The sequence below is a fragment of the Streptomyces sp. NPDC014734 genome (assembly GCF_043083325.1).
GTDB lineage: Bacteria > Actinomycetota > Actinomycetes > Streptomycetales > Streptomycetaceae > Streptomyces.
The window spans coordinates 1-24,876 of sequence record NZ_JBIBYN010000034.1 but is presented as its reverse complement, the minus strand read 5'-3'; the positions used below and the strand labels follow the sequence as shown (position 1 = coordinate 24,876).

Here is a 24,876-nt window from a genome sequence, read left to right as displayed (position 1 = left end):
GGGGTGGGGGGGTTCCTTCCGATTGTTGGTTTTGTTTTTGGGGGGGGGGGGGGCGCGGGGGGGGGGGGCCCCCCCCCCCCCCCCCCCCCCCCCACGCCCGCACCGCCCCCGGAGCAACCGGAGCAACCGGAGCAACCGGAGCAACCGGAGCAACCGGAGCAACCGGAGCAACCGGGGGCGAACTCCAGCACGTCCCACAGGCAACACCACCCGTACGGCAGCCGGAAGGGGATCACGGACGTGTCCTGGCTGGTCGCCCTGCCGGCGCTCGACGGACGGGAGTACGTGTACCGGATCCACGCACCGGCGGACGCACTGCGCGCCGACCTGTTCTGGGCCGCGTTCCACTGTCATGACGACGGCCCGCATCCACGCGCCTCCGACCGGTTCGACGCCGCCTCGATCTGGCGGGCGGGAGCGGACGGAACGGAAACTCACACCTGACAGTTCATCAGTATTGAATGTTCATGTGACTGCGACTACGTTCCGCGACACCGTAACCCGTCGAGAAGGGGTGGTCACATGGCCGAAGTCAGCGCAGAGGCGCGCATCGGGGCTCCCGCCGAGAAGGTCTGGGCCCAGCTGACGGACTTCACCGCGTACGGCCGGTGGAACGCCACCCACACGAGTTTCCCGAAAGGCGGCCCGGCGGCGCTCGAAGTAGCCGCCACCTACGAGGAGAACATGAAGCTCATGGGCTTTCCGGCCGAGGTGACCTGGACGGTGACGGAGCTGGAGACGGCGCGCCTGCTGACCACCCGGGGCAAGGGGCCCATGGGAGTCAATCTGGCCATGCGGTACTCCCTCACGCCGGACGGGGACACGACCACGGTCCGCATCGACGGGGAGTTCACCGGCGCCGCGGTCTCCCTGATGGCGGGCAAGCTCAAGGACTCGGCGACCACGGCGCTCGTCGAGTCGCTGCGCAGGCTGGACGGTCTCGTCGTCGCCTGACGGGACCGCCGACGGGGCATGGACGGAGAAGCGGGGGTCCCGCACCTCGGTGCGGGACCCCCGCACACGGGCTCAGCGCTCGTCCGCGAGGATCAGATAGAGCTGCTTGCGGGCGTCGTTGATGACGGCGAGTGCCTTCTGGCGCTGATCGGCCGAACCGGTCTTCCACACCTGCCCGAACGCCTCCATCAGGCCGAAGCCGGCCTGCCGGATCTCGTTGACACCCTCCCAGTCGACTCCTCGACCGGCTTCCTCCCAGGGCGCGTCGACCCCTTTCTCCGCCTCGTCGCGACCGCTCCCGGTGAGCGTGAACAGCTTCTTGCCGCCCTCGCTCGCGCTGACGATCAGCCCTTCGTCCTCCAGCATCTGGAGGGTGGGGTAGACCGAACCGGGACTGGGCCGCCAGGCCCCGCCGCTGCGCTCGCCGATCTCCTGGATCATCTCGTACCCGTGCATCGGCCGGTCCTTCAGCAGGGCGAGGATCGACGCGCGCACATCGCCGCGCCGCGCCCGCCCCCGTCCGCCGCCCCGGCCGCGGCCGCCGCCGAAGGGACCGCCGCCGAACGGCGGGCCGAACGGCCCGAAGGCCGCCCGTCGCCCCTCGAAGCCACCGGGCCCGGGACGCTCCGGCCCCCGGCCGCCCCGGCCGTGCCCGCCCCCGCACTCGTGCTCGTATCCATGTGAACGCATCGCCGCGCTCCTCCCGTCGTCGATCTGCACGACTCTTTGATCTGTCGCGATACTCCAACGATATATCGGAACCAGTCGTTCGACAACGCCCCGACCGTGGCACCCCGCCCGCGCCATCGGACCTCGAATCCGCTCCACCGCACCCCATGGACGCGCACCCGCGCCGACACACCCCGGGGAACCCGGGCGAGGGGCGGTGGCACCAGATGGCGTCAGTCAGCGCCACAAGGCGCCACCCCGACGCCAACACCCCGACCACCCCGCACACATTCCCTCCACCCAAAGCGCCTCCACCCAAGGGCCACACGCACGCAACAACCGCACACTTGCGCGTGGCGCCACCTTGGTGCCACTATGGCGTCATGGACCTCACCCCATATGTCGACACCCTCCGCCGCGAACTCGCGGTGGCCGCCGAGGCAGGCGGCGACGAAGCCCGCGAGCTGGCCGGGAGACTCACCGCCCCTCTGGAGTCGGCGGCCCGGCTGACCCTGCTCAACGTGCTCTCCGCCGCGATGGACGAGATCACTCGTGACCTCGCCCCCGGCTCGGTCGATGTACGGCTGCGCGGGCTCGACCCCGACTTCGTGGTGACACCGCCGCCCGTCGACGGCGGCGCCCCCGCGGGGCCCGTCACGCCCGTCTCGCCCGCCGAACCACTCGGGCCCCCGGCCCCGGCCGACGCCGACGAGGGTGGCACCGCCCGCGTCAACCTGCGCCTGCCGGCCCACCTCAAGTCCCGCGCCGAGGAGGCCGCGAGCCGCGAGGGCCTGTCGGTCAACGCGTGGCTGGTGCGGGCCGTGTCGGCCGCGGTCGACAGCGGCACCCGCCCGCGCACGACGGAGAAGACCCGCACCATCGGACAGAGCTACACGGGCTGGGTTCGTTAGGCCCCGCCGCCGAAGTGCCGTCGTCCGGACGGGGCCGGTCCGTACCGCGCCCGTTCGCGCGATCGCGCGGCGGGAGCGCCCTCGCGCGGGGGCACCCCAGGACGCCCCCGCCGGCGCCCCGGCCAACGGCCCCGTTCGCGCGGAGCCGGGAACCCCGGGGGAAGTACCGCCGCCCCCGCACGACAGGCGGCAGTTCCACGACACGGCCCGGGCGGCCCGCCCCGCCGCATCCACACCGCGTCCCACCAGCGAGGACGCCACGAAGACCCACGAGGACGGGACAGCCATGCCTTCTTTCGACACTCCCTCACCGATCTCGGTCACGGCGCGCGTGGAGGCCGGTTCCATCCGGTTCACCGCGGGCGACCGTCTCGACACCGTCGTCGAGGTGCGGCCCCGCGACCCGAAGCGGGACCAGGACGCGCGAGCGGCCGACCGGACCGAAGTCACGTACACGGGCGGCGTCCTGGACATCAGGACCCCCAGGCAGCGCTACCTCGCCGGGCGCACCGGCACCGTCGACGTGGCGGTCGAACTGCCCACGGGCTCACGCGTCGACATGACCGGCGCCTGGGCCCAGGTGCTCGGCGAGGGCCGGCTCGGCGAGGTCCGGGTGAAGACCTCGTCGGGCGACGTCCGCCTCGACGCGACGGGACCGCTCCAGCTGACCGCCTCCCACGGCTCGATCACCGTCGACCGGATCGAGGGAACGGCCGAGATCACGACCAGTTCGGGGAGCCTGCGTGTCGGCACCGTCGACGGCCCCGCCGTCCTGAAGAACTCGCACGGCACCACGACGGTCGGCGCCGCGACCGGCGACCTGCGGGTCAGCGGCGCCAACGGTGACATCGACATCGTGCGGGCCGAGGGATCCGTCGTGGCCACCACCGCGAACGGCAACCTGCGCGTCGCCGAAGTCGTGTGCGGAACCGTGCAGTTGGAGACCTCCCACGGCGCCATCGAAGTCGGCGTCCGCGAGGGCTCCGCCGCCTGGCTCGACGTCAGCTCCGCCCACGGGCAGGTACGCAGCACACTCACCGCCTCCGAGGCCCCCGAAGGGGCCGAGGACACCGTCGAGGTCCGCGCCCGGACCCGCTCCGGCAACATCGACGTGCGCCGCGCCCGGACCTGAACGCAGCCCCGTCGACTGCCCCGCTCCCCCATCACCCCATCCTTCGAACGGGAGGGCCCCATGCCCTACTCTGTCATGCCCACACCAAGTCAGGGCGGATCGCGGTCACCCGCGGTCTCCGCCGTCGGCCTGCACAAGTCGTACGGCGACAAGACCGTACTCAACGGCATCGATCTGCGTATCCCGGCCGGATCCGTGTTCGCGTTGCTCGGCCCCAACGGCGCGGGCAAGACCACCGTCGTCAAGATCCTCTCCACCCTCATCACCGCGGACGCCGGTGACCTGCGCGTCGACGGACACGACCTGGCCACCGACCCGCACGCGGTACGCGCCGCGATCGGCGTCACCGGGCAGTTCTCCGCAGTCGACGGCCTGATCACCGGCGAGGAGAACATGCTCCTCATGGCGGACCTGCACCATCTCACCCGTGACGAGGGTCGCCGAACCGCCGCCGAACTGCTGGAGCGCTTCGACCTCACCGACGCCGCCGAGAAGCCCGCCTCCACCTACTCCGGCGGCATGAGACGCCGCCTCGACATCGCCATGACGCTGGTCGGCGACCCGCGCGTCATCTTCCTCGACGAGCCGACGACCGGGCTCGATCCTCGCTCCCGGCACTCGATGTGGCGGATCATCCGCGAGCTCGTCTCCGGCGGGGTCACCGTCTTCCTCACCACGCAGTACCTGGAGGAGGCCGACCAGCTCGCCGACCGCATCGCCGTGCTCGACGACGGCAGGATCGCCGCCGAGGGCACCGCGGAGGAGCTGAAACGGCTGATCCCCGGCGGCCATGTCCGGCTCCGGTTCTCCGACCCGTCGGCGTACCGGTCCGCCGCGCTCGCACTGCGCGAGGCCCCACGGGACGACGACGCCCTCACGCTGCGGATCCCCAGCGACGGCACCCAGCGCGCACTCCGTTCCGTCCTCGAACGGCTGGACGCGGCCGGCATCGAGGCGGACGAACTGACCGTGCACACCCCCGACCTCGACGATGTGTTCTTCGCCCTGACCGGCGGCACCGACCTGCCCTCGAAGGAGGCCGTCCGATGAGCTCCGTCCCCCTCGCCGTGCGCGACTCGTCCACCATGCTGCGCCGCAACCTCCTGCACGCGCGACGCTATCCGTCCCTCACCCTGAATCTCCTGCTCACACCGGTCGTCCTGCTGCTGCTCTTCGTCTATGTCTTCGGCGACGTGATGAGCGCGGGCATCGGCGGCGGCGCGGACCGCTCCGAGTACATCGCCTACCTCGTGCCGGGCATCGTGCTGATGACCATCGGCAGCACCGTGGTCGGGACCGCGGTGTCCGTCTCCAACGACATGACCGAGGGCATCATCGGCCGCTTCCGCACGATGGCGATCCACCGCGGGGCCGTGCTCATCGGGCACGTCGTCGGCAGTGTGCTGCAATCGCTCACGAGCGTGGTCCTCGTGGGTGCCGTCGCGGTGGCCATGGGCTTCCGGTCCACGGACGCCACGGCCCTGGAGTGGCTGGCGGCGTTCGGCCTGCTCGCGCTGGTCGCCACGGCCCTCACCTGGATCGCCGTCGGGATGGGCATGGTCAGCCCGAACGCCGAGGCGGCCGGAAACAACGCGCTGCCGCTGATCGTCCTGCCCCTCGTCTCCAGCGCCTTCGTCCCGCTCGACGCGATGCCCGGCTGGTTCCGGCCGATCGCCGAGTACCAGCCGTTCACACCGGCCATCGAGACCCTGCGAGGGCTGCTGCTCGGCAGCGAGATCGGCCACAACGGATGGCTCGCGGTCGCCTGGTGCCTGGGCCTCACCCTGCTCGGCTACTTCTGGTCGAAGGCGGTGTTCAACCGCGATCCGAAGTAGCCGGGACCACCGCACGGGCCGGTCTTGCGGCTCGTCCCGTCCCCGGGCGCTCCGACGGACACCGCGTCGGAGCGACCGGGGACGGCGGCATTCCGACGGCGAACCCGACTCCCGCTCGCCCTCCCCGGCCGATCCCGGCACCGTCTGCTTCTTCCCGGACCGACGAGCGTCTCCTCCCACACCGTCCCATGAGGCAGTGGCGGGCGATGTGCCTCGTCGACGCCGCCGTCCGGGAGGAAGTCGCCCCGCGGCGAGCACTCATGACCGTTACACAGCTGAGTGGACGCCCTGATGTGCCCGACACGGCACCGAGACCGTCCGGAGGACCTTCCGGCCCAGGATCGGTGCCGAAGGGGACGGCCGGACGCCGATCCCGTACCAAACCGCCGGGACGGAACCCGGTGGCAGACGAAAGTGGGTATCCCTTGCGCGAGTCATGGAACCGACGGACCGGCGCCGTCCTCGCGAGCGCCTGCGCGCTCGGAATCGTGTGCACGAGCGCGCCGTCCGCCTCGGCGGTCGTGGGCGGAGATCCGGTCCCGGACGGCAAACGGCCCTACGTCGTGCAAATCGAGGAACGGGGCGACGACGGGACGTGGTCGCACTTCTGCGGCGGGGTCCTGATCGACAGCCGAGTCGTCGCCACCGCGGCTCACTGCGCGCAGTTCGTGGTACAGGGCGAAGTCGAGGTCAGGGTTGTTCTGGGCCGGGCGGATTCGAGCACACCCGGAGGAACGGTCGTGACCGGTGATCATTTCTCCGTCTACAGTCATCCCGAATTCTCGACGCTGACCAACACGGATCTGGGTCTCATCGTGCTCGACGGCCCCGCCGGCCCGACGAGCGCGGCCCTTCCTGCGTTGCGAACGAAGTTGCGGCCCGGTCGCCTCCTGCGCGCCGCCGGCTGGGGGCGGACCGACCTCGCCGATCCGGACAAGCCGTCACGCCTGCGCGAAGCGCGACTCCCCGTCACCGAGTTCGACACCGAAGGCGGCATCTGGGACAAGCAGTTCATCTGCGCGGGCACCACGCGATCGCGGGTGGCGCCCGGCGACAGCGGGGGGCCGCTGTTCGATCCGAACGCTTCCGGCAAGGCTGTCGTGTACGGGCTGGTCACCGGGGAGACGAACACCTGCCAGGGGCTCTTCACGAACCTGGCCGACCCCGCGATCTGGAAGCCGTTCCGGGAGCCACTCGCCTCCCACGGGCTCTCGCACGTCATCCCGGCGGAAACGGCAGGTCCTGCCGAAGCGGCCTGACTCCGCCCCCGCCCGGCCGGTGAGGGCCCCGGTCCTCACCCGCCGCGAGGCGTCGTCCCGCTGCCCACCGACGCCGCCTCCGACGAGGGCCGGCTCCAGCCGGATCGCCATGGAGCTGAACCTGTCCGAGACCGCCTCCGCCCGGCCGGGCCCGGTCCGCGCCTCCTTCCACGGTGCACACACCCGGCTGACCGGACAGGCGGTGACGGTCGGCGACGGCGAACCGCTCACGGCGCTGTGGGCAGCCACCCCACCTTCCCCGCCAGCACCGCGTATCCGACGAACGCCCCGATGTCGAGCAGGGCGTGTGCCGCCACCAGCGGCCCCACCCGGCCCCAGCGCCGGTACAGCAGCACGAAGACCACGCCCATCACCACGTTGCCGACGAAGCCGCCGATGCCCTGGTACAGGTGGTACGAGCCGCGCAGCACCGAACTGGCCGCCAGGGACGCCGTCGGCGACCACCCCAACTGCCCGAGCCTGCGCAGCAGATACCCGACGACGATCACTTCCTCCAGTACGGAGTTCTGGAGCGCGGAAAGGATCAGGACCGGAAACTTCCACCACACGGCGGGCAGTGACTCGGGAACCACGGTGAGATTGAATCCGACGGCACGCACCACCAGATAGAAGGCGAGCCCGGCGCTTCCGATGCACGCCGCGACCGCCGTACCGCGCCCCAGGTCCCGCCACCAGGGTCCGGCCCGGTCGAGACCGATGGCCCGCAGCCCGGCGCCCTCCCTCGTCAGCAGATGCGCGACGAGCGCGACGGGTACCAGCGCCGTGGTGATCCCGAAGAGCTGCCAGGCGAGATCCAGCCATGGGCGTCCCGGTGCGTACGAGCTGTTGAGCGTCGCCGCCTGATCCTTCAGTCCCCCCGGTTTCGTCAGTGAACCGACAAAACTGATCAGGGCGGACACGCCACTGGCACCCAGCGAGAGTGCCAGCACCAACAGCGCCTCCGACCTCAGAGTCCGCCGTGACAGCGTCTCCCCGGGAATTGAATCGGCCACGTACCCCGCCTCCACCTGTGCATCCGCCTCACGTCGCGCGTCCACGTCCCGCCCCTCTTCCTGTTGCATCCTCCAGGAGGGGCACCATCGACATGGGATGTCACAGCTTGCCCGACGACCGCGCGGCCGATGAACCCGGGGAGCCGTGACCGGCCCGCCGTCGCCCTCGCGACCGCGAACCGGCGCCCGCGCCCGGAATCCGCGCGACGACGGAATCACACCGCGGGAAGTCCGGTGGGCCAGTCGTGCACGGGTTCGCCGCCGTGCATCAGTTCGGAGTACCTGCGCGTGGTGGCCGCCAGCGCCGCGTGCCGCCCCAACCCCGCCTCCCGCGCCCGGTGGTAGGTGTCGGCCTGCCAGGACGCCCCGTTCACCCGCCGGTCGCAACGTCCCTCGATGACGCCGAGGTAGCGGTCGCGGTCGGCGGGCGCGATGTTCCAGGCGTCGAGCCCAGCCGCCGCCAACGGCAGCAGTTCGTCCCGGACGAGGTCGACGGCCGGCACCGGGGCCAGACCCCCCGGCCTTCCGGAGCGGGGCCAGATCAGCTCCGCCTCGATTCCGTGACGGCAGGCGGCGTCGAAGTTCTCCCGCGCCGCCGTGAACGGAAGCCTGGTCCACACCGGACGCGGTTCCTCGGCGAGGGCCCGCACGAGGCCGTAGTAGAACGCCGCGTTGGCGATCACATCGGCGACGGTGGGACCGGCGGGCAGGACCCGGTTCTCCACCCGCAGGTGGGGAACGCCGTCGGCCAGGCCGTACACGGGCCGGTTCCACCGGTAGACCGTGCCGTTGTGCAGCACGAGTTCCTGCAACCGCGGCACGCCTCCGGCGTCGAGCACGGCCAGTGGGTCCTCGTCGTCACAGATCGGCAGCAGCGGCGGGTAGTAGCGCAGGTTCTCCTGGAAGAGTTCGTACGCGGATCCCACCCAACGCTCGCCGAACCAGGTCCGCGGTCGCACCCCCTGGTTGCGCAGTTCGGGCGACCTGGTGTCGGTGGCCTGCTGGAAGAGCGGCGGTCGCGACTCGCGCCACAGCTCCCTGCCGAACAGGAAGGGCGAGTTGGCCCCCAGCGCGATCTGCGCCCCGGCGACGGCCTGGGCGGCGTTCCACACGGCGGCGAAACGCTCAGGCGTCGTCTGCAGATGCAGCTGAACCGACGTGCAGGCCGCCTCCGGGGTGATGGAGGAGGACGTGGAGACCAGGTGCTCGACACCGTGGATGTCGAGGGAGAAGTCCTCCCCCCGTGCGGCCACCATCTGATCGTTCAGCAGCGTGTAGCGATCCGCTTCCGAGAGGTTCGCCGCCACGAGATCCGCGTGTCCCAGGGTGGGCAGAATTCCGATCATCACGATCCCGGCATCCACCTCGCCCGCCTTCCGATGGGCATATCCGAGACCTGTCCTGAGCTCCTCCGCCAGTTGATCGAAAACCCGCCCGTCCAGATGATGCGGAACTATGTTCACCTCCAAATTGAACATCCCCAGTTCGGTCTGGAAATCACCGCTCGCGATGCGCTGGAGCACCTCCCCATTCATCATCTTCGGCATACCGTCGGAGCCGGCCAGGTTCAGTTCGATCTCCATGCCCATGAGATTGCGGGGACGGTCGAACCTCCGCTCCGCCAGAAGCCTCTCCAGCCCCTCCAGGCACTGGTGGAGTTTGCTCCGGTACCTCTGCCGATCGGACAGGTCAAAGGCGCCCGCCACGACCTTATCCCCCATCGAAGCGTCCCTCCCTCAAGTGGGCAGCCCGCGGCCAGGCCGCTCGCGTCACGGTCGATGATGCCCAGGGCGGTGATCCATAACGCCCCCTCGAACGCCGCGCACCCGGTAGCCTCTAGGCAGCCGATCGGGGCACATTCCTTCGGCATGGGGCAAAGTACGGTTTCCACGTCCGGACGCGGGAATTACGGCACCACGTTTCAGCCGTCCCCGCCCGGAGTAAAGTCCCTGACGACAGCTGTGCCGTTGACAGAAAATCAACAGAAACACCGCATAATAAAGTCTTGATACTGCCTTGTCGGCAATAGCTGCGACAGCTAGTGGAAACATCGTGTGAACACGTGTCGTATAAACTTCGCTGACGAGGCAGAGAGTTGACGCACCGGCCCGGTCCCGGCCGCCTCTGGCCCCGTATGCCGACAGCGCCGTCTGCACCCGCCCACGCATCACCGTGTCTCCGAAGTGAGAGGCGACCCACTATGCCGCTGCATGTTCCCCCGGCTCCCACGCCCGCTCTGCGCAGCGTTCTCGCGGCACTCGGTTCACCCACCGCAGTCCGCGAAGCCCGCACCCCCGCTCTCCGGTCCGCCCAGGGACCGCTGAGCCCCGAACTCCCGCTCCCGGTCCACGCGCTGGACCGGATCGGACCGGATGAGCTCGCACCCGTCACCCGGCTCGCCGCGTGGCGGTTCCTGATCCGCGACTCGGAGCGGGCCGTCGCGGCGGCCGACACCATGCTCACCCCGGACGGCTGGGCCTTCTCGCACTTCTTCGAGGGGCCGTACATCGCCTCGACCGAACTCGCCCTGCGCCAGGCGGAGGCGGTGACACCGCACTACCAGCCACGCCTGCTGTCCATTCCGGCGCTCTACATGCTGGCGCTGTGGCTGCACGCCGACTCCGAGGCGGACGCCTCCGGGGGTGCGCTCGCTCCCGCCGACCTCCTGGTGCCGCTGGCGCCCGCGCCGCCGGGCATCGCGGCGCACCGGGCCCATCGGGTCGCCGATCTGCTCCGCCTGATGACCCTCCGCATCGCTCCGGGCCCCGGCCCGCTGCTCGGCTCACCGGCCTGACCCCCACCTCGACCGCGCCGCTCCGGCCCTGTGCCCCGCCACTCGTGAGAGACGTGGCGGGGCACAGGGCTGTATGGGGGGCGCACATCGGTCCCGTCCGGACTAGCCCGGTCCGACCCCCCCGAACCACCCGAAGAGGCAGTGCAGTTGCGGTGAAACATCCGGCCGGGTGACGCGTCGTCGGAGCAGGAAGAAGTGCTACCGCGAAATACCTGCGGAACGGCGGCCGTGGGGCAACACTGGGACCAGACCTATCGACACGGGGGAGCGGCCATGAACGCCTCATCAAGCCGCAGGACATTCACTTCGACGCAGCGGAAGAACCCATCCATGTGCCAGCACCAGCCACCCTGCCCGACCGCCGACTCAGCCGACCGGGAAGCCGCCCGTCTGATGGCCCACCACCCGGAACAGGGGTGGAGTCTGCTGTGCAACGGCGTCCTGCTCTTCGAGGACACCGGTGAGCTCCTCCCGGACGGACAGATCATCGCCCCGCACCGGCCTCCCGCGGGCGACCCGGTGATGAACGCCGCCTGACCTCGGCCGGTACGAACGGGGGCCGGCCCGGAGAACTCTCCGCACCGGCCCCGGCGCATGACCGTGTCACGCCCAGACGTTCACGCGTCAGTTGTCGTACTCGTCCAACGGCGGGCAGGAGCAGACGAGGTTGCGGTCGCCGAAGGCGCCGTCGATCCGACGCACCGGCGGCCAGTACTTGTCGGCGGCCGTGACTCCGGCCGGGAAGACCGCCGCCTCACGGCTGTAACCGTGCTCCCACTCCCCGCCCAGCATCGCCGCGGTGTGCGGAGCGTTGCACAGCGGGTTGTCGTCGGAGTTCCACTCGCCCGACGCCACCTTCTCGATCTCCCCGCGGATGGCGATCATCGTGTCGCAGAAGCGGTCGAGTTCCGCGAGGTTCTCGCTCTCGGTCGGCTCGATCATCAGGGTCCCGGCAACCGGGAACGACATGGTCGGCGCGTGGAAGCCGTAGTCGATTAGCCGCTTGGCGATGTCGTCGACGCTGACACCGGTGGCCTTGGAGACCGGCCGCAGGTCCACGATGCACTCGTGCGCCACCAGCCCCGCGGGGCCGGTGTACAGGATCGGGAAGTGCGGTTCGAGGCGCTTGGCGATGTAGTTGGCGGCCAGCACGGCGACCTGCGTGGCCCGCTTCAGCCCCTCCCCGCCCATCAGACGGACGTACGACCAGGAGATGGGCAGGATGCCCGCCGAACCCCACGGGGCGGCCGAGATTGGCCCGACTCCGGTGTCGGGACCCGCCGAGGGCTGCAGCGGGTGGTTGGGCAGGTACGGCGCAAGGTGCGCGCGCACACCGACCGGGCCGACGCCCGGGCCGCCGCCGCCGTGCGGGATGCAGAAGGTCTTGTGCAGGTTCAGGTGCGAGACGTCGCCGCCGAACCTGCCCGGCTTCGCGAGACCGACCAGCGCGTTGAGGTTGGCGCCGTCGACGTACACCTGGCCACCGGCGTCGTGCACCTCGGCGCAGATGTCGGCGACGTGCTCCTCGAACACCCCGTGCGTCGACGGGTACGTGATCATGAGCACGGCGAGCTCGTGGCGATGCTTCTCGATCTTGGCGCGCAGGTCCTCGACATCGACCGCGCCGTCGTCGGCGGTCTTCACCACGACGACCTTCATGCCGGCCATCACGGCGCTCGCCGCGTTGGTGCCGTGCGCGGAGGACGGGATGAGGCAGATGGTCCGCTGCTCGTCCCCGTTGGCCCGGTGGTAGGCGCGGACCGCGAGGAGGCCGGCGAACTCGCCCTGCGAGCCGGCGTTCGGCTGGATGGACACGGCGTCGTACCCGGTCACCTCGGCGAGACGCTCCTCCAGCTCACCGATGAGGGTGAGGAAGCCCTGTGCCTGCTCGGCCGGGGCGAAGGGGTGCAGGGCACCGAACTCGGGCCAGGTGATCGGCTCCATCTCGGTGGTCGCGTTCAGCTTCATGGTGCAGGAGCCGAGCGGGATCATGCCGCGGTCCAGGGCGTAGTCCCGGTCGGCGAGCCTGCGCAGGTAGCGCAGCATGGCCGTCTCGGAACGGTGCTGGTGGAAGACCGGGTGGGTGAGGATCTCGTCGGTGCGCAGCAGGTCCCCGGGCAGCGCGTCGGCGGTCGTCGCGTCCAGCGCGTCGATGTCGCCGTCGGCGCCGAAGGCGGCCCAGACCGCGGTGATCTGCGCACGTGTGGTGGTCTCGTCGCAGGCGAGGGAGACCTGGTCGGCGTCGACGAGCCGCAGGTTGACACCGCGCCCGCGGGCGTCGGCCACGACGGCGGCGGCCCTGCCCGGCACCCGCACGGTGAGGGTGTCGAAGTAGCTGCCGGTCACGACCTCGGTGCCGGAGGCCCGCAGCCCCTCGGCGAGGACCGTGGCGTAGCGGTGGGTGCGCCGGGCGATGGTGCGCAGCCCGTCCGGGCCGTGGTAGACGGCGTACATCCCGGCCATGACGGCCAGCAGCACCTGGGCGGTGCAGATGTTGCTGGTCGCCTTCTCGCGGCGGATGTGCTGTTCACGCGTCTGCAGAGCGAGCCGGTATGCCCTGTTGCCGTCCGCGTCGACGGAGACACCGACGAGGCGACCGGGCAGGCTGCGGGCGAACTTCTCGCGCACGGCCATGAAGCCGGCGTGCGGTCCGCCGAAGCCCATCGGGACACCGAAGCGCTGCGTGGTGCCGACCGCGATGTCCGCGCCCAGGTCTCCGGGGGAGGTGAGCAGGGTGAGGGCCAGCAGGTCGGCGGCGACGGTGACGACCGCGCCGAGTTCGTGGGCCCGCTCGATGACGGGGCGGATGTCGCGCACCGCCCCGGAGGCACCCGGGTACTGCACCAGTACGCCGAAGACGCCGCGCTCGGCGATCTCGGCGGGGATGCCGTCGGCGAGGTCGGCGACGACAACCTCCACGCCGGCCGGCTCGGCGCGGGTCTCGATGACGGCGATCGTCTGCGGCAGGGCGTCGGAGTCGACGAGGAAGACGCCGTTCCTCACCTTGCCGACCCGTCGCGACAGCGCCATCGCCTCGGCGGCGGCGGTGCCCTCGTCGAGCAGGGAGGCGCCGGAGGTCGGCAGCCCGGTCAGCTCGGCGACCATCGTCTGGAAGTTGAGCAGCGCCTCCAGCCGGCCCTGCGAGATCTCCGGCTGGTACGGCGTATAGGCCGTGTACCAGGCGGGGTTCTCCATGACATTGCGGAGGATCACCGGCGGGGTGAAAGTGCCGTAGTAGCCGAGCCCGATCATCGGGGCCAGCACCTCGTTGCGATCGGCCAGGTCACGCAGCTCGGCGAGCACCTCGGCCTCGGTGCGGGCGCCCGGCAGCCCGAGCGCCTCGGCGCTCTTGATGACATCGGGCACCGCGGCCGCGGTCAGCTCGTCCAGCGATCCGTATCCGACCTGGGCGAGCATCTTCGACTGCGCCTCGGCGTCGGGTCCGATGTGGCGCTGTTCGAACGGGATGCCCTGCTCCAGCTGGGAGAGCGGAGTGCGACGGGGGGTCATGGTGGAGGCCTCCTGGTCTGTCACGACCTGCGAGGGGCACCCCGGCGCGGGTGCCCGAACGGCCTCCCCCTCTGTCATCTCAACCTGAGAGCTTCACCGGCACACGCTGCGGAGCACCGGCTTTCACCGTCGGTGAGGAAGGGGACCATATCGGCGCTCGGCCGCACGGAACCCGCCCTGCTTTCCAGAGTGACCTCGTCCGTGCGGTACGGGGGCCTGAGAGATTCCGGGGAGGATTTGCTCCTTCGGCGCCCTCGGATCGCTTCCGAAGGCTCTCCCGCACGGGGTCAGCGGCCGCCACCAGCCTACCAGCGGGGGTCATGGCCGAATTCTCGAGTGGCCGATCCCCCGGTTGTGCATTTCTGTAGTGCTTGTGGAGTAGCCGCGACCAGTGGGAGGGACCGTGCAGACCGACATCGATCCGCGCAGCCTGATCGGCCGCAAGGCGTTCGACCGCGAGGGAACCAAGATCGGAACCGTGGACGAGGTGTACCTCGACGACGCGACCGGTGTGCCCGAGTGGGCGGCCGTGCGCACCGGACTCTTCAGCCGGGACGCGTTCGTCCCGCTGGAACCCAGCGAGTTCGTCGAGGACACCCTCCGCATCCCCTTCGACCGCGCTCTGATCAAGGACGCGCCGGACTTCGGTGTCGGCCGTCATCTCTCGCCTGAGCAGGAGCTCCAGTTGTACCGGCACTACGGTCTGGACTCGGTTCCCGAGGAAACCGCTCCGGACAGGGACTTCGGCAGACTGGCCGGCCAGGAGGAATAGTCCACCGGGTTCCGCACCAGCGGCAGCGGCTCGGCCGACCGCAGTTCCGGGTCGTCGATGCGGAACGTACGCACCCTGCCGGGAGCCGATTCCGGTTCCTCGAACCGCACGGTCACCCGGCCGACGCCGCTGCCCTGGACCCAGCCGTGGCCGTAGGCGTCGTGGTGCACGTCGTGACCGGCCCGCCACTGCCGGGCGGCGAGTTCTTCGGCAGCCTCAAGAACCGTCCGGTCCGCCTCCGCGCCCGCCGCCCCGCGCCCCTCCTCGCCTTCCGTCCCGGCCGTCCCTCCTGCTTCCGCCCGCGCGTCGGCTGCCTGCGCGAACAGGTCCTCCTGCGTGTAGTCGGCCAGGCCCGTGACGCCCACGCCCAGGAGCCGGACGCCTCCCGTGGTGTCCACGGCCTCCAGGAGCCGCGCGGCGGCCTCCCGTACCACCCCGGGGTCGTCCGTGGGCCCACGGAGCGTCTCCGAGCGTGTGAGGGTGGAGAAGTCGTAGCGGCGCACCTTGAGCACGACCGTCCGCCCGGACCGCCCCGCCCCGCGCAGCCGCTGCACACACCGGTCGGCCAGCCGCTCCACCTCCGCCCTGACCCTGACCCGGTCGTGCAGGTCCGCGTCGAAGGTGTCCTCGACGGAGACCGACTTCGCGTCCCGTTCGGCCACCACGGGCCGGTCGTCGTGTCCGAGGGCCATCAGGTGGAGCGAGCTGCCGTGCGCCTTTCCGAGCAGACGCACGAGTTCCGCCTCACCCGCCCGGGCCAGGTCGTCGACCGTGGTCATCCCGGCCCGGCGCAGATGGTCGGCCGTGGTGGGTCCGACGCCGGGGAGGGTCCGTACGGGCATGGGCGCGAGCAGCTCCCGTTCGGTCCCCGGCTCGATGAGCCTCAGGCCGTTCGGTTTCGCCTCCTCCGACGCGATCTTGGCCACCATCTTGGAACCCGCGAGCCCGACCGAGCCCGTGAGCCCGGTGACGGCCCGGATGACCGCGCGCAGTTCCTTTCCGATGGCCAGCGCGGAGACCGTGTCGCCGGCCGTCCCGCCGGCCTCCAGGTCGACGAACGCCTCGTCCAGGCTGAGCGGCTCCACCAGCGGGGAGAGCCGCCCCAGCAGTTCCATGACCTGGTCGCTGACCGCTCGGTACAAGTGGAAGCGCGGCACCAGGTAGGCCGCGTTGGGCGCCAGCCGTCGCGCCTGCGCCATGGGCATCGCCGAATGCACTCCGAGGCGCCGGGCCTCGTAGGACGCGGTGGCGACGACTCCGCGCGGCCCCAGACCGCCCACCACCACCGGTCTGCCGCGCAGGCTCGGCTTCGCCGCCTGCTCCGCGGAGGCGTAGAAGGCATCCATGTCCAGGTGGAGGATGGTGGGCGCGGCTCTCACAACAACCGATGCTGCCCCATGGCACTGACAATCGCCGCGCCCGCCCGCCCACCGGGTCAGCCGGCGCGGTTGCGCCGCCGCGCGAGCTCGTCCGCGGGGTTGTTCCCGATCAGCGTCTCGCCGGTGTCCACCCGCTCGCCGTGCAGCTGGGACAGTGCGGCGTCGACGTCGTGCCACACCACGCCCACGGCGATGCCGAAGACTCCCTGACCGCCCTGGAGCAGGCTGACGACCTCGTCTGGCGACGAACACTCGTAGACCGTGGCCCCGTCGCTCATCAGCGTCATCCGCTCCAGGTCCTGGAACCCGCGGGCCCGCAGATGCTGAACCGTGGTGCGGATGTTCTGGAGGGCGACCCCGGTGTCCAGGAAGCGCTTGACGATCTTCAGAAGGACGACGTCCCGGAAACTGTAGAGCCGCTGCGTTCCCGAGCCGTACGCCGGACGCACACTCGGCTCCACCAGCCCGGTGCGCGCCCAGTAGTCGAGTTGCCGGTAGGTGATCCCCGCGGCCGCACACGCCGTCGGCCCCCGATATCCGACGCCGTCGGCCGATGCCATGCCGTCCCCCGCCACCGCGGCCGGTTGAACCGGTCGCCCGATGGTCCGGTCGGCCGTACTCCCCTGCTGCGGATACGGCCCACCGGCTGCCGTACCGTCGCCGCTGCTTCTCACGCCGACCTCCGTCCTTGACCTGCCATCTCGAAGGTAGGCAGTCACCCGGAGTGCGTCAACGATCGCCACACTCGGCACGCCGAGTGATAATCACCCCGAGGGTGGTTTCCCGCGCCGCGCGAGCGGGAAAGGCTTGCCGGATGCACTGACATCGGCCCTCGCGGAACGGTCACTGGCTGTTGGTGCCGAAGTCCTCCGGTGAGATCTGGTCGAGGAACTCGCGGAACTTCTCCACCTCGTCCTCCTGCTCGTCCGGAATGGCGATGCCCGCGTCGTCCAGCACACCGTCACTGCCGTAGATCGGCGTTCCGGTCCTCAGCGCGAGGGCTATGGCGTCGGACGGGCGCGCACTCACCTCGACCCCACTGGCGAAGACCAGCTCCGCATAGAAGACCCCTTCCCGCAGATCCGTGATGCGGACCTCGGTCAGCTCCTGGCCGACGGCCTGGAGCACGTCCTTGAAGAGGTCATGGGTCAGCGGCCTGGCCGGAGTCATGCCCTGCTGGGCGAAGGCGATCGCGGTCGCCTCACCAGGACCGATCCAGATCGGGAGGAACCGGTCGCCTCCCACTTCACGCAGGAGCACGATCGGTTGATTGGAGGGCATTTCCACCCGGACACCCACAACGTCGAGCTCGTTCACACAGCAACCCTAGGACGTGCCCGGCAGGTTTGGATAGTCGGGCACCGGCTCGATCAGTGGAGCCGGATCCCCAGCGCGGTCTGCACGAGGGCGGAATGAAGCCTCACCGACAGTTCCGCGAGCTCTTTCGCGGTGGCCTCCGCATGTGCTCTGGTCTGCGGATTCCGATGCCGGCGCAGGGGTGCGACGACCTGCTCGATGAGTCCGGCCTCGCGGTCCGCCGCCGCTCTCATGGCCCGCAGATGACGCGGTTCGAGACCGAACCGGCCCAGATCCGCCACCAGCCTCGCCACCGTCACCATCTCGGCGTCGTAGCCGCCGTCGGCGGTAGGGACGACGAGGCCGTACGACTCCCACTCGTCGAGGTCGCCCTCGTCGACCTCGGCGGCCGCGATCAGCTCGGCGCGGCCGATCCGCGCGGCGGTCGGCCGTCCCGGCTCCCCGTCCCGGCCGCCGTCGGCAAGGTCCCGCGGACCGCCGCCGGACGGCAGCGCCGACTGTTCGCCACGGGCGAGCGCGTCCAGATGCTCACGGATGACCTTCAGCGGAAGGTAGTGGTCCCGCTGCATCCGCAGCACCTGGGAGAGCCGCTCCACGTCGGCCGCGCGGAACTTGCGGTAGCCGGACGGGGTGCGCTGCGGCTCGACGAGCCCCTCGGCCTCCAGGAAGCGAATCTTGGAGATCGTGACCTCGGGAAACTCGTCCCGCAGCTTCAGCAGCACCGTACCGATGCTCATGGGACGGTCGTCGGCGGTGGCGGTGCCGTTTCCGGCACCGCCCGTCGGTGTTCTCAGCATGGACCTTCCCTGACGGGTCAGATGCCCCGCTGGCTCGCGTAGAAGACCAGCCGGTACTTGCCGATCTGCACTTCGTCGCCACTGGACAGCGCGACGGAATCGATGCTCTCCCGGTTGACGTAGGTGCCGTTCAGGCTCCCCACGTCACCGACCGTGAAGCTGCCGTCGGGGCCGCGGCGGAACTCCACATGCCGTCGTGACACGGTCACGTCGTCGAGGAAGATATCGCTCTGCGGGTGGCGGCCGGCCGTGGTCAGGTCGCCGTCCAGCAGGAAGCGGCTCCCCGAATTCGGACCGCGTCGCACCACCAGGAGCGCGGAACCGGACGGAAGGGCGTCGACCGCGGCCTGCGCCTCGGGGGTGAGGGACGGCAGGGCCGTCTGCCCGGTGGTCTCCGCGTCGTACGCCTCCAGGCCCGAGATGGAGATGGTGGAGGTCGTCTCCGAGGCACGCTCGGGGATTCCGCCCTTCAGCGGCGCACCGCACTGGGAGCAGAAACGACCGTCCTCGGCGTTGCGATGCCCGCACCTCGTACAGACCGGCATGGACGAACCCTCCTGCCTCGGGGTGAACCCTCGACCCGTACCTGAGGTTGACGGTTCTCCGAAACCTATGCGGCCGGCACCGGCGGGGTCAACGGACGACGCGCCCGAATTGCCCGTTCCCGTACCGGACATCTCATCACGGAAGAGCGGGCGCTGTGTGCCCTCCTCCTCCTGGCCGTGGCGCGGTGCGCGATGGCGGGCAGCCTCATCGCGAGCGCTCTTGCCGAACAACTTCCCAAACAACTTCACGGGCGATTCCCCTTGACCGAAATAGACCCGCCCGTGGGGCAGGACGAACCCTGAACGAACACACCTGCCGACCCGGACATCTTCACAACGTCCGTATCCACCCGACAGTTTCCATCACGCACCACCAATACGATGCGGCGACCCCCCGCAACCTCTCGCCCGTGTTCCCGGACCGCTCCGGACCGCCGCCTCACGGGGATGACGACCGAGCGTAGTCAGGCCGATCCGCGGGTCGCAAGACGTCCACGACGATGTCGTCGACCTGTTCCACATGCACGGTGGCCTGCTCCTTCTCCAGTGTCTGAACCACACCGCCGGGGATGTTGAGCGCAGGTTCCAGGTCCTGGGGCTTCCCGATCACCTTGAACACATACGGTGCGGTGATCTTACGGCCGTCGACCTTGACATTGCCTCCGTCGCCGGAGAAGTACGTGTTGGCCACCACTCTCACGCCGTTGACCTCGATGGCCTCGGCACCCGCCGCACGCAGCTCCTGGAGCGCGTCGAGCAGCATGTCCGCCTTGACCCCGCCGCCCGGGTCGCCGACGGTGAGCGTGATCCCCGGCCCGTGCGCCGCCACGGTACCGGCGAGAACACCCAGCTGCCGCTCCTTCTCCACGGTCTGCTTGCGGGCCTCCTCCGCCTGGTCGGAGCTGTTCTCCAGCTCCGTGCGCTGGGCGTCGAGACGCTGTTTCTCGTCCTCCAGGCGCTGCGTGCGGTCGTCCAGTTCGTCGAGGATGCGCACGAGGTCCTCCTGGCGGGCACCGCGCAGCGCGCTGTTGTCGCTGGTGGAGCGCACCTGGATGGCGAGCCCGAGACCGAGGACGAACAGCAGGAGTGCGACGACGAGTTGGGCCCGCGTGACCCGCGGCGGCCACAGCCCGGCGATCAGCCGCTGGCGTCCGGTCATCTGCTCGTCGGCATCGGCGGACCGCTCGCCGGCCGGCACGCCGTCGTGGGGAAGCTCTTCGTTGCTCATCGGCGTCAGGCCCGGAAGACGTGCCGGCGAATGGCCGCGGCATTGGAGAAGATGCGGATCCCGAGCACGACCACCACACCGGTGGAGAGCTGCGCTCCGACGCCCAGCTTGTCGCCCAGGAACACGATCAGCGCGGCCACCACGACGTTCGAGAGGAAGGAGACCACGAAGACCTTGTCGACGAAGATCCCGTCGAGCATGGCGCGCAGACCGCCGAAGACCGCGTCGAGGGCAGCGACGACGGCGATCGGAAGGTAGGGCTCGACCACCGCCGGCACCTCGGGCCGGACCAACAGTCCGACCACGACTCCCACGACGAGGCCCAGTACGGCGATCACGATGTGCCCTTCTCTGTGTCTGCCGCACCACTGCCGGTGTCTGCGGCCCGGTAAGGCTGTGCTGTTCGTACGATCAGGCTCGGGGCGACCGGGAGGCTCACCTTGTCCTGGACGGACAGGCTGGTCCGGATGTCGAAGGTGTCCTTCAGTGCCTGCAGGTACCGGCCGTCGGCGCTGTCCCGGAAGGCGGTACCGAGCGACTTCCCGTCCCCCACCGCCAGCACCGTGTAGGGCGGCACGAGCGGTCTGTTGTCGACCAGTATGGCGTCACCGGCCGCGCGGATCGCCGACAGGGCCGTCAGGCGCTGCCCGTTGATCGCGATCGCCTCGGCACCGGACTGCCAGAGGCCGTTGACGACCCGTTGGAGATCCCTGTCGCGAACCCGCCCGGTGTCCGTGAATCCGCTGCTCTCGCGCGGTCCGCCGCCCCCCTGGTCGGTGTTCTTCGCGTCGTCGACCACGAGTTTCACGCCAGGGCCCCGCACGGGCGTCGCCCCCGCGAGCAGCGCCACCAGTCCGCCCTGGTCCCCTCCGTGCTTCTCCAGCGCCTTTCGCTGGCGTCTGCCCACGTCGTCCCGGAGCTCGTCGACCTGCGCCTCCAGGTCGTCGGCCGACTTCGTCTCGCCGTTGATGCGGTCGATCAGCTCCTCGCGCTCCTTGGCGAGGACCGGCGCGGAGACACGCGCCTGCGCGGCTCCCAGCGTGACGACGAGGGCGGCGAGCACCAGACACGCGGCGAGGCCGAGCTTCGACTTCAGCCGACGGGGCATGCCGGCACTGCCGTCGGCCTCGCGCCGCGCCGACGCCTCGGCGTAGCCGTCGTCCAGGCTGTGGTCCATCACATTGGTCAGCAGCGACATGGACGCGTCGGGGCGTGCGGAGCGCGCGGGGGTACTCCGATCGGGGGTCTGCTGCGACATGCCGCACATCGTCGCACGCCACCGCCCCTACCGCCGAATGGCCCCACCGGTGTGCCGGGCGGCGCCGCGAAGCGCCTCCGGGCACACCGGCGGGAGCGTCAGTGACCTGCGCTGTCCACGATCGCCGCCCATTCGTCCAACAGGTCCTGCGCGGACCCGTCGTCCGGCCCCTCCGCCCACAAATGGGTGACGGCCTCGGCCGGGTCCGGCAGTACCATCACCCACCGGCCGTCGGCCTCGACGACCCGTACCCCGTCCGTCGTGTCCACACTGCGGTCCCCGGCGGCCTCGACGACCCGCCTCATGACCATGCCCTTGACCGCCCAGGGCGTGGCCAGATCGCGACGCAGGACGTGGGCACGGGGGATCCGGGCGTCGATCTGGCTGAGGGTGAGCTGAGTCCTGGCGACGAGCCCGAGAAGTCTCACGAAGGCGGCACACCCGTCGAAGACGCTGCTGAATTCGGGAACGATGAAGCCACCGCCACCGTCTCCGCCGAAGATGGCCGCGTCCTCGCGTCCCACGCGAGTCAGGTCGTCCGGTGATGTGGTCGTCCACTCGACCTGCGTGCCGTGGTACGCCGCCACCTGCTCGGCGACGCGTGTCGTGGTCACCGGCAGCGCCACCCGTCCACTGCGCCGTTCGGCCGCCACGAGGTCGAGCATCACCAGGAGCGCCCGGTCGTCCTCGACGATCCTGCCCTTCTCGTCGACCAGGGAGAGCCGTTCGCCCACCGGGTCGAATCGCACGCCGAACGCGGCTCCGGCCGAGGCGACGATCTCGCCGAGGCGCACCATCCCGGAGCGTCTGGTCTCGGCGGACTCGGTGGGCCGCGATTCGTCGAGGCCCGGATTGATGGTCAGGGCATCCACGCCGAGCCGTCCGAGCAGGCTGGGCAGGACGAGACCGGCACTGCCGTTGGACGCGTCGACGACCACCTTCAGGCCGGCGTCGGCGACCCCTGTCGTGTCGACGTTCCGCAGCAGCGATCCGGTGTACGAGTCGAAGACGCTGGACGGGAAGTGCAGGTCCCCGATCTCGCCGGGAAAGGCGCGGCGGTACTCCTGGCGTGCGTAGACCCGGTCCAGTTTGCGCTGCCGTGCCTGAGAGAGGTCGGCACCCCGTTCGTCGAAGAACATGATGTCGACGGAGTCGGGCACACCCGGCGAGGTGCGGATCATGATTCCGCCGGCGCTGCCTCGTGCCGTCTGCTGACGCGCGACGGGCATCGGCACGTTCTCCAGGTCGCGCACGTCGATGGCACTGGCCTGGAGCGCCGAGATCACCGCCCGCTTGAGCGCACGGGCACCGCGGGAGTGGTCGCGGGCGGTGGTGACGGTGGAACCCTTCTTGAGGGTGGTGGCGTAGGCCCCGGCCAGCCGCACCGCGAGCTCCGGGGTGATCTCCACGTTGAGGATTCCCGACACGCCCCGGGCTCCGAAGAGATGGGCCTGTCCGCGCGATTCCCAGATCACCGACGTGTTGACGAAGGCGCCCGCCTCGATGGTCTTGAACGGGTAGACGCGGACGTTGCCCTGAATGATCGACTCCTCGCCGATCAGGCACTCGTCCCCGATGACCGCCCCGTCCTCGATTCGGGCCGCCCGCATGACATCGGTGTTCTTGCCGATCACGCATCCGCGCAGATTGCTGTGCTGACCGATGTAGACGTTGTCGTGCACCACGGCCTTGTGCAGGAATGCGCCGCTCTTGACGACCACGTTCGACCCGATGACCGTGTCCTCGCGAACTTCCGCTCCGGCTTCGATCTTCGCGTAGTCACCGATGTAGAGCGGCCCCCGCAGCACCGCGTCGGGATGCACTTCGGCGCCCTCGGCCACCCAGACGCCCGGTGAGATCTCGAACCCGTCGATCTCGACGTCGACCTTGCGTTCCAGGACGTCGGCCTGGGCCTTCACATAGCTCTCGTGCGTGCCGACGTCCTCCCAGTAGCCCTCGGCGACGTAGCCGTAGATGGGCTTGCCTTCCTTCATGAGCTGCGGGAAGACATCGCCGGACCAGTCCACGGAGACGTCTGCCTCGACGTAGTCGAACACTTCGGGCTCCATGACGTAGATGCCCGTGTTGACCGTGTCCGAGAAGACCTGCCCCCAGGTGGGCTTCTCCAGAAAGCGCTCGACCTGCCCCGCCTCGTCGACGATGGTGATGCCGAACTCCAGAGGATTCGGTACGCGCGTGAGGCACACCGTCACCAGCCCGCCCTTTTCCTTGTGGAAGGCGATGAGGTCGGTGAGATCGAAGTCGGTGAGCGCGTCACCGGAAATGACGAGGAAGGTGCCGTCCTTCAGCGCCTCCTCCGCGTTCTTCACGCTTCCGGCGGTGCCGAGCGGCTTTTCCTCGTTGGCGTAGCTGAGCTCCATCCCGAGCTCCTCGCCGTCCCCGAAGTAGTTCTTCACCAGCGAGGCAAGGAATTGGACCGTTACGACGGTCTCGTTGAGCCCGTGCCGCTTGAGCAGCCGTAGCACATGCTCCATGATCGGACGATTGACGACGGGGAGGAGCGGCTTGGGCATGCTTGAGGTCATGGGGCGAAGGCGAGTGCCTTCGCCGCCAGCCATCACGACGGCCTTCATGTCGGGATCGTCCTCCTTGAAGAGACGACGGTATGGCCGACTTCGCCCGTCGGGGCACTGTCCGGGTCTTCAGTGGCGGGCCGGCCACGCTGCTCGGCACCGCATCAACGAGCTCAATCGGCTACTGCGTCCGCCTTGACCAGCCGACGGACCTGAACCACGTAGAGGATCCCTGCCCACCAGTAGAGCGTTGTACCCCAACCTGCGAACGCCCATCCGAAAACAGCGGCCAGCGATGCAAGCCAACCACTTCCGTCGCTGAGCAGCAACAAGGGGAACGCGTACATCAGGTTGAACGTGGCGGCCTTCCCGAGGAAGTTCACCTGGGGCGGCGGATACCCGTGTCGGCGGAGAACTCCGACCATCACGAGGAGCATCAGCTCACGGGCCAGAAGTGCCGCGGTGAGCCAGAGCGGCAGGATCTCCCGCCAGGTCAGGCCCACAAGGGTCGACAGGATGTACAGGCGATCCGCGGCGGGGTCCAGCAGTCGGCCGAGGTTGCTGATCTGGTTCCATCGTCTGGCCAGCTTGCCGTCGAGATAGTCGCTGATGCCGCTCAGCATCAGCACCAGGAGGGCCCAGCCGTCGCTCTGGGGACCGCCGAACACGGGGCGAAGAATCAGCCACAGGAAAAGCGGAACCCCCACAAGGCGAGCCATGCTGAGGATGTTGGGGATGGTGAGTACTCGGTCCGTCTGTACCCGAGTCTCCTGGACCTCCACCCGGGGGCCTCCTGTGAAGAACGTACGAATGATGCCCCCTGACCCTACCCTCAGCCGCCTCGGCCCCGTGCACAGGGGTGACACGAACAAGTCCTGTGAACGCGAAAAAGCCCCGTGCCACAAGGGCACGGGGCTTTCCCACAAAAGGAGTCCGGCGGCGACCTACTCTCCCACAGGGTCCCCCCTG

Annotated in this window: 24 protein-coding genes and 1 riboswitch; of the genes, 10 read left to right on the top strand and 14 right to left on the bottom strand. The window is 69.8% G+C overall.

Annotation, left to right across the window (positions count from 1 at the left end; translation table 11 throughout):
- The first annotated feature begins 240 nt into the window (after window positions 1-240).
- Entirely contained in the window at window positions 241-444 is a 204-nt protein-coding gene (locus ACF1CT_RS34360) for a hypothetical protein (protein WP_391787952.1), read from the top strand.
- Between the two features lie 78 nt (window positions 445-522).
- The gene (locus tag ACF1CT_RS34355; protein WP_391787951.1) at window positions 523-954 is read left to right on the top strand and encodes an SRPBCC family protein; all 432 of its coding nucleotides are present in this window, start codon (window positions 523-525) and stop codon (window positions 952-954) included.
- Window positions 955-1,026: 72 nt separating this feature from the next.
- Here ACF1CT_RS34355 and ACF1CT_RS34350 read toward each other — a convergent pair whose 3' ends face one another.
- Entirely contained in the window at window positions 1,027-1,644 is a 618-nt protein-coding gene (locus ACF1CT_RS34350; protein ID WP_391787950.1) for a PadR family transcriptional regulator, read from the bottom strand.
- A gap of 362 nt (window positions 1,645-2,006) precedes the next feature.
- Here ACF1CT_RS34350 and ACF1CT_RS34345 point away from each other — a divergent pair, with 362 nt between their 5' ends.
- From ACF1CT_RS34345 to ACF1CT_RS34325, 5 genes are all read left to right on the top strand, one after another.
- Window positions 2,007-2,534 carry a hypothetical protein gene (locus tag ACF1CT_RS34345; protein WP_391787949.1) on the top strand — a complete coding sequence of 176 codons (528 nt, stop codon included), beginning with the start codon at window positions 2,007-2,009 and terminating at the stop codon, window positions 2,532-2,534.
- A 286-nt stretch (window positions 2,535-2,820) separates the two neighbouring features.
- The gene (locus ACF1CT_RS34340) at window positions 2,821-3,666 is read left to right on the top strand and encodes a DUF4097 domain-containing protein (RefSeq protein ID WP_391787948.1); all 846 of its coding nucleotides are present in this window, start codon (window positions 2,821-2,823) and stop codon (window positions 3,664-3,666) included.
- Window positions 3,667-3,726: 60 nt separating this feature from the next.
- On the top strand, window positions 3,727-4,716 hold the full coding sequence (locus tag ACF1CT_RS34335) for an ATP-binding cassette domain-containing protein (protein WP_391787947.1): 990 nt from the start codon (window positions 3,727-3,729) through the stop codon (window positions 4,714-4,716).
- Entirely contained in the window at window positions 4,713-5,501 is a 789-nt protein-coding gene (locus ACF1CT_RS34330) for an ABC transporter permease (RefSeq protein ID WP_391787946.1), read from the top strand. The genes ACF1CT_RS34335 and ACF1CT_RS34330 overlap by 4 nt, the downstream gene beginning before the upstream one ends.
- A gap of 425 nt (window positions 5,502-5,926) precedes the next feature.
- On the top strand, window positions 5,927-6,760 hold the full coding sequence (locus tag ACF1CT_RS34325; RefSeq protein ID WP_391787945.1) for a S1 family peptidase: 834 nt from the start codon (window positions 5,927-5,929) through the stop codon (window positions 6,758-6,760).
- 227 nt (window positions 6,761-6,987) lie between these two features.
- Here the strand turns inward: ACF1CT_RS34325 and ACF1CT_RS34320 are convergent, their stop codons facing one another.
- Window positions 6,988-7,818 (bottom strand): CPBP family intramembrane glutamic endopeptidase, encoded by an 831-nt coding sequence (locus ACF1CT_RS34320; protein WP_391787944.1) that lies wholly within the window; start codon window positions 7,816-7,818, stop codon window positions 6,988-6,990.
- Between the two features lie 170 nt (window positions 7,819-7,988).
- On the bottom strand, window positions 7,989-9,494 hold the full coding sequence (locus tag ACF1CT_RS34315) for a glutamate-cysteine ligase family protein (RefSeq protein WP_391787943.1): 1,506 nt from the start codon (window positions 9,492-9,494) through the stop codon (window positions 7,989-7,991).
- A 479-nt stretch (window positions 9,495-9,973) separates the two neighbouring features.
- Here ACF1CT_RS34315 and ACF1CT_RS34310 point away from each other — a divergent pair, with 479 nt between their 5' ends.
- Window positions 9,974-10,567: a hypothetical protein gene (locus ACF1CT_RS34310; protein WP_391787942.1), complete on the top strand. Its 594-nt coding sequence runs from the start codon at window positions 9,974-9,976 to the stop codon at window positions 10,565-10,567.
- A gap of 330 nt (window positions 10,568-10,897) precedes the next feature.
- The gene (locus ACF1CT_RS34305) at window positions 10,898-11,104 is read left to right on the top strand and encodes a DUF5999 family protein (protein WP_391787941.1); all 207 of its coding nucleotides are present in this window, start codon (window positions 10,898-10,900) and stop codon (window positions 11,102-11,104) included.
- An 87-nt stretch (window positions 11,105-11,191) separates the two neighbouring features.
- Here the strand turns inward: ACF1CT_RS34305 and gcvP are convergent, their stop codons facing one another.
- On the bottom strand, window positions 11,192-14,077 hold the full coding sequence (gene gcvP, locus ACF1CT_RS34300) for an aminomethyl-transferring glycine dehydrogenase (protein ID WP_391787940.1): 2,886 nt from the start codon (window positions 14,075-14,077) through the stop codon (window positions 11,192-11,194).
- A gap of 194 nt (window positions 14,078-14,271) precedes the next feature.
- Window positions 14,272-14,367, bottom strand: a riboswitch (glycine riboswitch).
- 113 nt (window positions 14,368-14,480) lie between these two features.
- Between gcvP and ACF1CT_RS34295 the strand changes: the two genes are divergently transcribed.
- Window positions 14,481-14,849, top strand: a complete 369-nt coding sequence (locus tag ACF1CT_RS34295) for a PRC-barrel domain-containing protein (RefSeq protein WP_391787939.1) — start codon at window positions 14,481-14,483, stop codon at window positions 14,847-14,849.
- On the opposite strand, the gene ACF1CT_RS34290 is transcribed toward ACF1CT_RS34295, so the two are convergent.
- The 10 genes from ACF1CT_RS34290 to ACF1CT_RS34245 form a co-directional block, all read right to left on the bottom strand.
- Window positions 14,774-16,228: a DNA polymerase IV gene (locus tag ACF1CT_RS34290; RefSeq protein WP_391787938.1), complete on the bottom strand. Its 1,455-nt coding sequence runs from the start codon at window positions 16,226-16,228 to the stop codon at window positions 14,774-14,776. The genes ACF1CT_RS34295 and ACF1CT_RS34290 overlap by 76 nt on opposite strands.
- 56 nt (window positions 16,229-16,284) lie before the next feature.
- On the bottom strand, window positions 16,285-16,902 hold the full coding sequence (locus ACF1CT_RS34285; protein ID WP_391787937.1) for a MerR family transcriptional regulator: 618 nt from the start codon (window positions 16,900-16,902) through the stop codon (window positions 16,285-16,287).
- Between the two features lie 169 nt (window positions 16,903-17,071).
- Window positions 17,072-17,545, bottom strand: coding sequence for a bifunctional nuclease family protein (locus ACF1CT_RS34280; RefSeq protein WP_391787936.1), 474 nt, complete (start codon window positions 17,543-17,545; stop codon window positions 17,072-17,074).
- A gap of 53 nt (window positions 17,546-17,598) precedes the next feature.
- Window positions 17,599-18,342, bottom strand: a complete 744-nt coding sequence (locus ACF1CT_RS34275; RefSeq protein WP_391787935.1) for a MerR family transcriptional regulator — start codon at window positions 18,340-18,342, stop codon at window positions 17,599-17,601.
- A 17-nt stretch (window positions 18,343-18,359) separates the two neighbouring features.
- Window positions 18,360-19,136: an FHA domain-containing protein gene (locus ACF1CT_RS34270; RefSeq protein WP_391787934.1), complete on the bottom strand. Its 777-nt coding sequence runs from the start codon at window positions 19,134-19,136 to the stop codon at window positions 18,360-18,362.
- A gap of 190 nt (window positions 19,137-19,326) precedes the next feature.
- Window positions 19,327-20,115, bottom strand: a complete 789-nt coding sequence (locus ACF1CT_RS34265) for a DUF881 domain-containing protein (protein WP_391787933.1) — start codon at window positions 20,113-20,115, stop codon at window positions 19,327-19,329.
- Window positions 20,116-20,120: 5 nt separating this feature from the next.
- Window positions 20,121-20,453, bottom strand: coding sequence for a small basic family protein (locus ACF1CT_RS34260; RefSeq protein WP_003970459.1), 333 nt, complete (start codon window positions 20,451-20,453; stop codon window positions 20,121-20,123).
- On the bottom strand, window positions 20,450-21,373 hold the full coding sequence (locus ACF1CT_RS34255) for a DUF881 domain-containing protein (RefSeq protein ID WP_391787932.1): 924 nt from the start codon (window positions 21,371-21,373) through the stop codon (window positions 20,450-20,452). Before ACF1CT_RS34255 ends, ACF1CT_RS34260 begins: the two co-directional genes overlap by 4 nt.
- Before the next feature lie 98 nt (window positions 21,374-21,471).
- Window positions 21,472-23,967: a sugar phosphate nucleotidyltransferase gene (locus ACF1CT_RS34250; RefSeq protein ID WP_391787931.1), complete on the bottom strand. Its 2,496-nt coding sequence runs from the start codon at window positions 23,965-23,967 to the stop codon at window positions 21,472-21,474.
- A gap of 113 nt (window positions 23,968-24,080) precedes the next feature.
- Window positions 24,081-24,689 carry a CDP-alcohol phosphatidyltransferase family protein gene (locus ACF1CT_RS34245; protein WP_391787930.1) on the bottom strand — a complete coding sequence of 203 codons (609 nt, stop codon included), beginning with the start codon at window positions 24,687-24,689 and terminating at the stop codon, window positions 24,081-24,083.
- Window positions 24,690-24,876 lie beyond the last annotated feature (187 nt).

Excerpts from the sequence above, each read along its gene's own strand:
- ACF1CT_RS34355 (WP_391787951.1), top strand. The coding sequence starts at position 523 with ATGGCCGAAGTCAGCGCAGAGGCGCGCATCGGGGCTCCCGCCGAGAAG.
- ACF1CT_RS34350 (WP_391787950.1), bottom strand. The coding sequence starts at position 1,644 with ATGCGTTCACATGGATACGAGCACGAGTGCGGGGGCGGGCACGGCCGG.
- ACF1CT_RS34345 (WP_391787949.1), top strand. The coding sequence starts at position 2,007 with ATGGACCTCACCCCATATGTCGACACCCTCCGCCGCGAACTCGCGGTG.
- ACF1CT_RS34340 (WP_391787948.1), top strand. The coding sequence starts at position 2,821 with ATGCCTTCTTTCGACACTCCCTCACCGATCTCGGTCACGGCGCGCGTG.
- ACF1CT_RS34335 (WP_391787947.1), top strand. The coding sequence starts at position 3,727 with ATGCCCTACTCTGTCATGCCCACACCAAGTCAGGGCGGATCGCGGTCA.
- ACF1CT_RS34330 (WP_391787946.1), top strand. The coding sequence starts at position 4,713 with ATGAGCTCCGTCCCCCTCGCCGTGCGCGACTCGTCCACCATGCTGCGC.
- ACF1CT_RS34315 (WP_391787943.1), bottom strand. The coding sequence starts at position 9,494 with ATGGGGGATAAGGTCGTGGCGGGCGCCTTTGACCTGTCCGATCGGCAG.
- ACF1CT_RS34310 (WP_391787942.1), top strand. The coding sequence starts at position 9,974 with ATGCCGCTGCATGTTCCCCCGGCTCCCACGCCCGCTCTGCGCAGCGTT.
- ACF1CT_RS34305 (WP_391787941.1), top strand. The coding sequence starts at position 10,898 with ATGTGCCAGCACCAGCCACCCTGCCCGACCGCCGACTCAGCCGACCGG.
- gcvP (WP_391787940.1), bottom strand. The coding sequence starts at position 14,077 with ATGACCCCCCGTCGCACTCCGCTCTCCCAGCTGGAGCAGGGCATCCCG.
- ACF1CT_RS34275 (WP_391787935.1), bottom strand. The coding sequence starts at position 18,342 with ATGCTGAGAACACCGACGGGCGGTGCCGGAAACGGCACCGCCACCGCC.
- ACF1CT_RS34265 (WP_391787933.1), bottom strand. The coding sequence starts at position 20,115 with ATGAGCAACGAAGAGCTTCCCCACGACGGCGTGCCGGCCGGCGAGCGG.
- ACF1CT_RS34255 (WP_391787932.1), bottom strand. The coding sequence starts at position 21,373 with ATGTCGCAGCAGACCCCCGATCGGAGTACCCCCGCGCGCTCCGCACGC.
- ACF1CT_RS34250 (WP_391787931.1), bottom strand. The coding sequence starts at position 23,967 with ATGAAGGCCGTCGTGATGGCTGGCGGCGAAGGCACTCGCCTTCGCCCC.